Origin of the sequence: Rhodohalobacter halophilus (assembly GCF_001715195.1) — a bacterium.
GTDB lineage: Bacteria > Bacteroidota > Rhodothermia > Balneolales > Balneolaceae > Rhodohalobacter > Rhodohalobacter halophilus.
The window spans coordinates 1-8,906 of the sequence record NZ_MDWE01000062.1 but is presented as its reverse complement, the minus strand read 5'-3'; the positions used below and the strand labels follow the sequence as shown (position 1 = coordinate 8,906).

At 44.3% G+C, this 8,906-nt stretch carries 8 protein-coding genes; 5 read left to right on the top strand and 3 right to left on the bottom strand.

Annotated elements, in window-relative coordinates:
• The coding region (locus BG260_RS13280; RefSeq protein WP_281179609.1) for a MaoC/PaaZ C-terminal domain-containing protein at positions 1–619 on the top strand (619 nt) is incomplete at its 5' end.
• A 236-nt stretch (positions 620–855) separates the two neighbouring features.
• Here the strand turns inward: BG260_RS13280 and BG260_RS13275 are convergent.
• Positions 856–1,467 (bottom strand): inorganic pyrophosphatase, encoded by a 612-nt coding sequence (locus BG260_RS13275; protein WP_069133445.1) that lies wholly within the window; start codon positions 1,465–1,467, stop codon positions 856–858.
• Between the two features lie 103 nt (positions 1,468–1,570).
• A complete protein-coding gene (gene prfA / locus BG260_RS13270; protein ID WP_069133444.1) occupies positions 1,571–2,650 on the bottom strand; it encodes a peptide chain release factor 1 in 1,080 nt (359 codons plus the stop codon).
• 201 nt (positions 2,651–2,851) lie between these two features.
• On the opposite strand from prfA, the gene BG260_RS13265 reads away from it, so the two are divergent.
• From BG260_RS13265 to BG260_RS13255, 3 genes are all read left to right on the top strand, one after another.
• Positions 2,852–4,009 carry a 5-(carboxyamino)imidazole ribonucleotide synthase gene (locus BG260_RS13265; RefSeq protein ID WP_069133443.1) on the top strand — a complete coding sequence of 386 codons (1,158 nt, stop codon included), beginning with the start codon at positions 2,852–2,854 and terminating at the stop codon, positions 4,007–4,009.
• Positions 4,010–4,113: 104 nt separating this feature from the next.
• On the top strand, positions 4,114–6,486 hold the full coding sequence (locus BG260_RS13260; RefSeq protein ID WP_245683972.1) for a S9 family peptidase: 2,373 nt from the start codon (positions 4,114–4,116) through the stop codon (positions 6,484–6,486).
• 144 nt (positions 6,487–6,630) lie between these two features.
• On the top strand, positions 6,631–7,020 hold the full coding sequence (locus tag BG260_RS13255; protein ID WP_069133442.1) for a VOC family protein: 390 nt from the start codon (positions 6,631–6,633) through the stop codon (positions 7,018–7,020).
• 63 nt (positions 7,021–7,083) lie between these two features.
• Here BG260_RS13255 and BG260_RS13250 read toward each other — a convergent pair whose 3' ends face one another.
• On the bottom strand, positions 7,084–7,530 hold the full coding sequence (locus BG260_RS13250) for a DUF2231 domain-containing protein (protein ID WP_069133441.1): 447 nt from the start codon (positions 7,528–7,530) through the stop codon (positions 7,084–7,086).
• 605 nt (positions 7,531–8,135) lie between these two features.
• Between BG260_RS13250 and BG260_RS13245 the strand changes: the two genes are divergently transcribed.
• A complete protein-coding gene (locus BG260_RS13245) occupies positions 8,136–8,900 on the top strand; it encodes a hypothetical protein (protein ID WP_069133440.1) in 765 nt (254 codons plus the stop codon).
• Positions 8,901–8,906: the final 6 nt, after the last annotated feature.

Genomic DNA, 8,906 nt, shown 5'->3' with positions numbered 1-8,906 from the left:
AGGTGGCGGAGAAGAACTTGGCGGTGCACGGGCTGTTCTGCACAACATGCAGCGGGTTGCACTTCAGGGATCGCCCACTACCATTATGAACATCGTTCAGCAGTATGTGAAAGGTGCTGAGACAAAAGAATCAGAAGTTCATCCGTTCAGGAAGTATTTCGAAGATTTGACTGTCGGTGAAGCATTGACCACGCACCGCAGAACGGTAACCGAAGCCGATATTGTAAATTTTGGGGGATTAAGCGGCGATCATTTTTACGCTCATTTTGATGATGTTGCTGCCAAAGATTCTCTCTTCGGGAAACGGGTAGCACATGGGTATTTCGTTCTGTCAGCTGCAGCGGGAATGTTTGTGCATCCGGCACCCGGTCCGGTGATGCTAAACTACGGGTTAGAAGATTTGAGATTTGTGGCACCGGTTTTTCCGGGTGATACCATTCAGGTCAAACTGATCGTAAAAAAGAAAACGGTTCGTCAGAAACGGGAAACCGACAAAGAGCCGTATGGAATGGTCTGGTTTGATGTGCAGGTGACCAACCAAGAGAATGAGCTGGTAGCCGAATATACGATTCTAACCCTGGTGAAGCGGAAGAATCGGTTGGATATGGATCTGGACTGAAGATCAAAACATTCGTGGCACGACTCAAAGTCGTGCCACGAATAGGAATCACTCAACCAATTAAAAAATGCCCATCAAACGATGGGCATAATATACGGGCCGGTCATTTATGGCCGGCATATTAGACATGGTATCTTAATATGCCTCCCGATAATAAAATTTAGCTCCTCAGTTAAACTACCTCAAATTGAGCAGTTTACTGCTTTATTGAGATAACATGCCTCGTGCGGCCCCTGCTACTCACCAAACATATCGTGGTAATCTGCGATAGAGGCAGTAATCACTTTCTCCGCAAACTCTCTGTCATACACTCGGTCCACAAACACATTTGATTCTTTTCCGGGAATCAGTTTATAGGTACCGAAGTAGTGACGCAGCCTTTCCACAATCACTTCCGGCAGGTCAGAGACATCATGCACATCTTTGTAGTATCGATCGTTTTCGAGCACCGAAATAATTTTATCATCCGCTTCACCATTATCGATCATGTGCAGACCGCCGATCACTCGGGCATTCAAAATCACCTCAGCACGGTCAATCGGACGTTCACTCAGCACACAGATATCCAGTGGGTCGCCATCACCAATGTCTGTATGATCAGATAAACCGCCAATTCTGTCACCGCAATAGGTTCTTGGAATAAATCCATAAAGTGATGGAGGCATGGATGAACTTCTCTGAGGCCGATCCACACGCATGTATCCGGTTAGTTTATCCACTTCATACTTGATTGCATCAAAAGAGGTAACCTCAATGAACGCGTTTACAATTTTGGGTGATTCTTCACCAACTTCCAGGCCGTGCCATGGATGCGGGCGCCATCTATAAAAAGGGTTCGGAAAATTCACTGTATTAATAATTTTTTTCTGTTTTTTTATTTGATTTTCAATTCGAATAGTACAGCAATGTCAGGAGTTTACGGTTCAATTAAATCTCCCCATAAAATTCTCTCTATTGCATGATCGCGTTTAGTTTCTCAAGATTATCTTCCAATCGCAGAGCCTCAATCACATCATCGATGTTTCCTTTCATGATGTCATCAAGATTGTAAAGCGTCAGGTTAATACGATGATCCGTCAATCTCCCCTGCGGATAGTTGTACGTTCTGATTTTGGCACTTCGGTCTCCGGTTGATACCTGGCTTTTCCGGTCTGCTGCTCGCTCGGCCCGTATTTTCTCCATCTCCATGTCGTACAGTTTGGTCTTTAGCATCACCAGGGCTTTCGCCTTATTTTGATGCTGCGACCGCTCCTGCTGGCACTCTACCACAACGCCCGAAGGCTCGTGAGTAAGCCGAATTGCCGAGTCTGTTTTGTTCACGTGCTGTCCACCTGCGCCGCTTGCACGGAAAGTATCAACACGGATATCTCCCATGTTGATGTCGATATCCACATCATCATTTGCTTCAGGAAGGACAGCAACAGTTGCAGCTGATGTGTGAACCCGCCCCTGGGATTCGGTCTCGGGAACGCGCTGCACACGGTGCACACCACTCTCATATTTCATCTTTCCAAAAACTTCATTGCCGGAGAGTTCAAAAACAATCTCCTTAAATCCACCCTTCTCACTTTCAGTTACTGAAAGAATATTCATCTTCCAGTTTTGATTGTCCGCATATCGGCGGTAGAGATCAAAAAGGTCGCCCGCAAAAATAGCGGCTTCATCGCCGCCGGTTCCCGCGCGAATCTCCACGATACAGTTTTTAGAGTCATCCGGATCTTTTGGAATCAGTTTAAATTTTATTGATTCTTCCAGCTTTTCGAGCTCCTTTTCCAGCTCTTTGCTCTCTTCCCGAGCCATTTCGGTAATCTCAGCGTCTTCATTGGCTTCAATCAGCTCACTGTTTCCCTTCAAAAGCTGATGAATCTCCTTCCAGCGATCAAAATCGTCCACAAGCTCTTTTAGCTGAGTGTGCTCTTTCGTCAGCTCGGCGTATTCGGAGGGACGATCGTAGATGGCAGGGTCAGCCATTGCCTGGTTAATCTCATCGTACCGCTCCTTGATTTGCTGTAATTTATCTTCTAAATCCATTCAAAGTCGTTGTTTTAATAGACACCAAAGATATTGAATTATGTACTTTAATCGAACTATTGATTCAACAGTTCTGCCATCTCTACTCAATACTGCAAAGAAGCGCTTTTTTCACAGACAGGTTGAAATATCGCTCAATATAATCCCAATCATTTTTTACCTTTCCGCTGGTTAATTTCAAATTTCACAATCTTTTTATAAATGTCGCGACTTCTACGTACAGATTTTAAAATCGGTTTTTTAGGCGCCGGCCAGCTCGCCCGCATGTCATCTCTCAAAGCGTTTGAACTGGGCATGCAGGTTGCCGTATTTTCTGACCGGGAAGAGAATGAGCCCGTTCAGTTCATGACTCCTTATTCCACGACGGCTTCGTTTGATGACGTTGAAGCCATGGCAGAATTTGCCGCAGAGTGTGATGTCATTACTCTCGAAAATGAGTTTATAGACTCCGACGTTTTAAAACGGGTTCAGAAACTTTCTGACACACCCATTTTTCCCTCCCCCGAAAGTTTTGAGCTGATTGAAAACAAACTGATCGAAAAGCAAACTTTTGAAAAAGCCGGTATTCCCGTTACACCCTACAAGCTTGTTCAAAACCGTGAAGATCTGAAAGCATTTGGTGAAAAGCACGGCTGGCCCTATCTGCTTAAATCATCCAAAGGGGGGTACGACGGGTATGGGAATGAAACTGTATCAACCATTGAAGAAGCGGAAACAGCTTTTAAGAATTTAGGCGGTGAACAAGGGCACGATATTGTAGCCGAAGCGTTTGTCGACTTTACACACGAACTGGCCGTACAGGTTGCCCGAAATGAAACCGGTCATGTGGTCTACCCCTGTTGCGAAACGGTGCAGGAGAATCACATTAATGTGGCTGTAAAATCTCCGGCACAGGTAGATCGGTCGGTACGTGAACGGGCTCAGCAGCTTGCCGTTGCTGCCACGGAAGCCATAAACGGTAAAGGAATTTTTGCTTTTGAATTTTTCCTTACAAAAAATGGGAATGTATTGCTCAACGAATCGGCACCCCGTCCTCACAACTCCGGGCACTATACCATCGAAGGAGCCATTACTTCACAGTTCGAAAATCATGTAAGAGCTGTTTGTGGACTCCCTCTTGGCTCTCCGGATCTGCGAAAACCTGCAGTCGTAATGATTAACTTGCTGGGCACCCACCGGCGAGAAGCCGTCATTGAACATGCAGTTGATGCCATTGCCGAACCGGATGGACATCTTCACTCTTACGGTAAACTGCAAAGCAAACCGGGACGAAAAATGGGCCACTACACGCTATTGGGTGACAAAATGAATGCTACGTTTGAACGGGCACGGACTTTAACCAAGTCGATAGAAATTTAGACGACTCCGATTTCAATTTTCATCGTTCAACCTTTTACTTTTCAAATCCGGCCGAATACCTATATTCTCTAAATACTGCTCAATTTTAACCTTAACTGAACATCATGGCGAAAATGCTTACCACCTTCTCAAATCTTCGCATGTTTTCAGCGGTCATCATCCTGCTGCTTTTATCAGGATGTGCTGCTTCAGAACAAGCTATCAATCAATCTCAGCCCGTTCAACAAGAACAATCTGCTGAAGAATCCGTAACAAAAGAGGACTATCGCCGAGCGGAATCTTTTCTGGCACAACATACATCCTCTTTGGTTTACAACACCATTTCAAACCAGAATTGGCTGGACGACGGAAGGCTAACCTACAGGCAAACCGTATCCGGCGGAGCTGAATTTTATGTAGCTGATCCGGCTACCGGCGAGATTGATCACGCATTCAACCACAGTGCGCTCGCAGCAACAATGAGTGAACTGACCGGAAGTGAATTTACGGCAACATCTCTTCCGTTCAGAGATTTCAGCTACAACAATGACGGTTCAAAAGTTGTGTTTTCCCATAGCGGCTACCTCTATAGCTGTGATCTATCCGGATCTACCTGCGACACAACCGCACAGGAAACTCAATACAATCGATTTACGGAATCCCTTTCGCCTGATGGAACCAAAGTTGTCTTTATTCGGGAGTATAATCTATGGATGAGAGATCTCGAAACCGGAACCGAAACTCAATTGACGTTCGACGGCGAGAAAGATTATGGATATGCAACGAACAATGCCGGGTGGACAAAACGCGATGCCCCGGTGATGATCTGGTCACCCGATTCTAAACGGATTGCCACATTTCAGCAGGATGCACGGAATGTTAAGAATATGAATCTTGTCTCCACCGCCGTAGGTCACACCGAGCTTCAGCAGTGGAAATATCCGCTACCCGGCGATGAACACATCTTTATGGTAGAGCGGGTTGTGATTAACCTGGACGGGGATCAACCTGAGGTTGTTCGGCTCGATATGGAGCCCGACTACCAGCGATCAACCATCACCGATCATATTGCCGGCCGCGATGGTTCCCTGCTCGATGCCGAATGGAGCAGCGACAGTGAAAGACTCGCTTTTGTTTCTGTTTCCAGAGACCACAAAGAGGCACATTTACAAATCGCAGATCCCGTAACCGGCGATGTCACTTCTGTACTTCATGAGCGTCAGGAGGCTTTTTTCGAATCAGGTATCAACTCCATAAGCTGGAGATTTCTGAAAGATTCCAATGAAATCATTTGGTGGTCACAGCGCAGCAACTGGGGGCATCTCTACCTATATGATGCAAACAGCGGAACCCTGAAAAATCAGATTACATCCGGAGAGTGGAACGTTCGCGAGGTTCAGCACATCGATGAAGAGAATCAGGTTATCTACTTCCTCGGTTCTGTTCGTGAAGAGGGCGATCCTTACTTCCAGTATCTATACAAAATCAATTTTGACGGGAGCGGACTTACACTGCTCACGCCCGGAATCGCAGATCATAATGTGGATCTCAATGTTAACGCCGGCTTTGTGGTCGATACCTACTCCACTCCCGACACTCCTCCGGTAACTGTAGTTCGCGATCTTGAGGGCAACGAATTAGTGAAACTGGCCGAGGCAGACATCTCAGATCTTATTGCACACGGTTGGACCGCTCCGACTCCGTTTTCCGTGAAAGCCCGCGATGGAGAAACTGATCTTCACGGTTTGATGTACACTCCATCTAATTTAGATGAGAATAAGTCATATCCGGTTCTGAACTATCTCTATCCGGGTCCGCAAAGCGGAAGCGTGGGTAGCCGTTCCTTCAGAGCCTCCAGATCTGATAAGCAGGCACTGGCTGAACTTGGCTTTATTGTTGTGGAAGTGGATGCTCAAGGTACACCGGGTCGATCCAAAGAGTTCCACGATTTTTACTTTGGAAATATGGGAGATAACGGAGTTCCGGATCAGATTGCAACCATCGAACAGCTTGCAGATCGACACTCTTTTCTGGACATTGACAGAGTTGGAATTTACGGCCATTCAGGTGGCGGATTTGCATCAACCCGTGCTATTTTGGCTTTTCCCGATTTCTACAAAGTGGCTGTTTCCAGTGCCGGCAACCACGACAACCGAAATTATACGGATGCCTGGGGTGAAAAATGGCAGGGACTTCTGGTTGAAACTGAAGACGGAACCAATTACGATAATCAGTCGAACCCGTTACTTGCAGAAAACCTGAAGGGCAAACTTCTAATCACCCATGGAACGTTAGACACCAACGTTCCGCCATTCAACACACTGCTTGTTGTGGATGCACTGATTGAGGCAAACAAGGATTTTGATTTGATCATGTTCCCAAATCGCGGTCACGGTTATTACGGCGAACCGTACATGATGCGTAAACGCTGGGACTATTTCGTTAAACACCTGAAGAATACCGAACCGCCGAAGGAGTATGAGTTCGGAAATCTATAATTCCTGATCATTTAACGTCTATTTACGAGCCCTGAGATCTCAACATTTCAGGGCTCTTTTTTTGGGTTGATGAAAACTTCCGAATTTAGTTAAGTATCCGGTCTGTTATCTTATCCTTTCAACCGAAATAAAATAGGAGTAGAGATGACACAGAGTTCTAAATCTGTAACGGTAGGATGGTTTGAAATTCCTGTCAAAGACATGGGTCGGGCAATCAAATTCTACAATTCTATTTTCGATACCCATCTAAATATTCAATCAATCCAGGGTGTTGAAATGGCATTCTTTCCATGGAACGAAGAGGAAAAAGGTGCGGGAGGATCATTGATCAAAGCTGATGATCACTACAAGCCAAGTCATGATGGCACTTTGATTTACTTTTCCTCAGACGATGTAAACATTGAACTTAAGCGTATAAAAAAAGCAGGTGGAAACATCCTTCAGAAGAAAACTGAAATCACACCCGACATCGGATTTATGGCTCTGATTGAAGATACCGAGGGAAACAGAATTGCACTCCATTCGAAAAAGTAAATGTTCAAATCGATAAATCTTTCTGTTGCTGCTGTGATGAAACAGAATCTGAAAAGTTAAGCCTTACACTCCTGTTAATTCAGTATGCCGAATCAATCCGCCCAGATAGCCAGTATAGATTAAGTATGCCGATGCCACGATTGCGAGAATTAAAGTAATGATCATAAACACTTTGTAACCTTTCACTTCCTTATCTTTGAAATAGAATATTCCTCCGAGCCCGAACACTCCCAGAATGATGGCAAATAATCGGGCGGTCTCGGCTGCATGTTCATGGTTTTCGATGGCATCATGAGAAAAACCGGCAATATTTTCGACAATATCTTCCGCACCCTCACCCGTAAAGAATGTTACAATGGCAAACAGTGCAGCGATTACAAATCCCACAAATGCAATTTTATAATACTCCCGTTTTCCCGAAAAGTAGCCCGCCAACAGAACAAAAAGTGAAAATATAGTGAGTATAACGGGAACGTGATTCACGATTAAATGTATATGTGCAGAATTCATTAATTTACCTCTCTTTTAATTGATGGACAGTTTGCATTCAATTCTGATCACAACTTGTCCGTTTTAGTGATCTTCTGATTCCTGATATTCATCATCCTTGGAAAAAAGTGAATCACTGCCTACCGGTTTGGGTACACTTCGATTCTTTTCCATTCAGTGATAAATGGTCGGTAAAACTAATAGAAGAAAGCAGAAATATGATTATGGTTAAACTCTCTTCTCGTATCATTGATTTCCCATTTTTTGATGATGTATTAACCATCTGTTTCTATTTTAGACATATTTGTCTTTATTTCCTACAGGCAGATGTACAAACTCCTATTTTAAATCGAGTTTAGATAGAAAATACTTCCTCTTGTTTTTACTGTATGTATAGGTTTAGAATGTCAAAAATGAACAGTCGATAAACTGACAAAATCTGACCAAAAATCAATTATGCCTGTACCTGCTGAGTTCGATTAGAGCTGCTCAATTTGTTTCAATTCTATTGCATACAGAAGTCTCATCGTTATCCTACTTATTGACCACCGTTCATGGATAACATATTCGATTCCAGTTCGTACTGAAATTGTAGCGATAAGTTGAATTCAGAGACTCAACACAATATGCTATTCAGTTATGAGCAATCATTCAAAACAGAAGCACAACATAATCACACAAATTATTTGATCTTTCTGATCATCCCTCTCTTACTATTCTCAGGCTGTAACCTAACCGGTGGTGAGGAGTCTGTTACAACATTTGAGTCCGATTTTAACAGCGGTGAAACTGATTGGGAGCCGTTCTATACCGGTTACCCGGTAAGCTATGAAGAGAACATGGAGTTCGAGAGTGAAATCAGACCTCTGCCTGATCCCCTGAATTCAGAAAATAACGGTTACTACATCACCGCATTTAACCGAAGTGACGACGTGAAAATGCTCTTTAGAAATCAAGTTAATGGTCTGGAACCGAACAGAACGTATCGAGTACATTTTACGGTTCGTTTTGCTACAGAAACTCCATCAAACTGCGCAGGGGTGGGCGGAGCACCGGGTGAAACCGTAAAAGTCATTGCAGATGCATCAGACATTCGTCCGGAACCCATCATAGAAGGAGAGGCTGACGACGGTTATGTACTGCTGAACACCCAGCAGATGGGAAATCCTCAGGAGTGGTATCAGAACGCCATCATGGGCAATATTGCCAATAGCAGAGATTGTGAAGAGGGATATGGATTTGAGATCAAAGAGGTTCAGTCCGGACGTTTTCATGCTCAAGTTACAACTGATGAATTTGGCAATGCATGGCTTCTTTTTGGTACACGATCTGGCTTTGAAGGAAAAACCAACCTTTACTACACCTATTTTAGAGCTGAGTTTATAAATTAAATCATT

Bases quoted from the DNA above. Each gene is read 5' to 3' on its own strand.
- BG260_RS13245 (WP_069133440.1), top strand. From the start codon at position 8,136: ATGCTATTCAGTTATGAGCAATCATTCAAAACAGAAGCACAACATAAT.
- BG260_RS13260 (WP_245683972.1), top strand. From the start codon at position 4,114: ATGGCGAAAATGCTTACCACCTTCTCAAATCTTCGCATGTTTTCAGCG.
- BG260_RS13255 (WP_069133442.1), top strand. From the start codon at position 6,631: ATGACACAGAGTTCTAAATCTGTAACGGTAGGATGGTTTGAAATTCCT.
- prfA (WP_069133444.1), bottom strand. From the start codon at position 2,650: ATGGATTTAGAAGATAAATTACAGCAAATCAAGGAGCGGTACGATGAG.
- BG260_RS13265 (WP_069133443.1), top strand. From the start codon at position 2,852: ATGTCGCGACTTCTACGTACAGATTTTAAAATCGGTTTTTTAGGCGCC.
- BG260_RS13250 (WP_069133441.1), bottom strand. From the start codon at position 7,530: ATGAATTCTGCACATATACATTTAATCGTGAATCACGTTCCCGTTATA.